The sequence below is a fragment of the Staphylococcus sp. HMSC055A09 genome (assembly GCF_001809655.1).
In the GTDB taxonomy this organism is placed as follows: Bacteria; Bacillota; Bacilli; order Staphylococcales; family Staphylococcaceae; genus Staphylococcus; species Staphylococcus capitis.
In genome coordinates this window covers 8,764-9,090 of sequence record NZ_KV798363.1, presented here as the reverse complement: position 1 = coordinate 9,090, position 327 = coordinate 8,764, and the positions used below count along the sequence as shown (strand labels likewise).

Here is a 327-nt window from a genome sequence, read left to right as displayed (position 1 = left end):
TATTTTACTTCTAATTTTGTTGATTCACCTTTAGGTGTTACTTCTACGTTGACATGCTCTGCGTTAGATTGAATATCTGGTGCTTCTGGCGTTGTCTCTTTACGTGGCATTTTTAGATTGCTTTCTGAACTTGAGTCACTGTTTCCTTTTGTTTCGGTTGCTACTATTTCACTTTCTGCTAACACCGCTTGATAACCAACCGTTACTTTTCCGGTAGTTTCGTCTAATTCAATATGTGGAACCTCTTTGTTAAGTGCCCAAACTCCCCCATTTTTATTTGCGATAATCGAACTTGGTTGGCCATTTGTATCTGTATATTTTACTTCT

Annotated in this window: 1 pseudogene; it reads right to left on the bottom strand. The window is 37.6% G+C overall.

From position 1 onward, the window contains the following. Positions 1-327: pseudogene (locus HMPREF2642_RS11690) on the bottom strand (cell wall anchor protein); the annotation flags it as partial.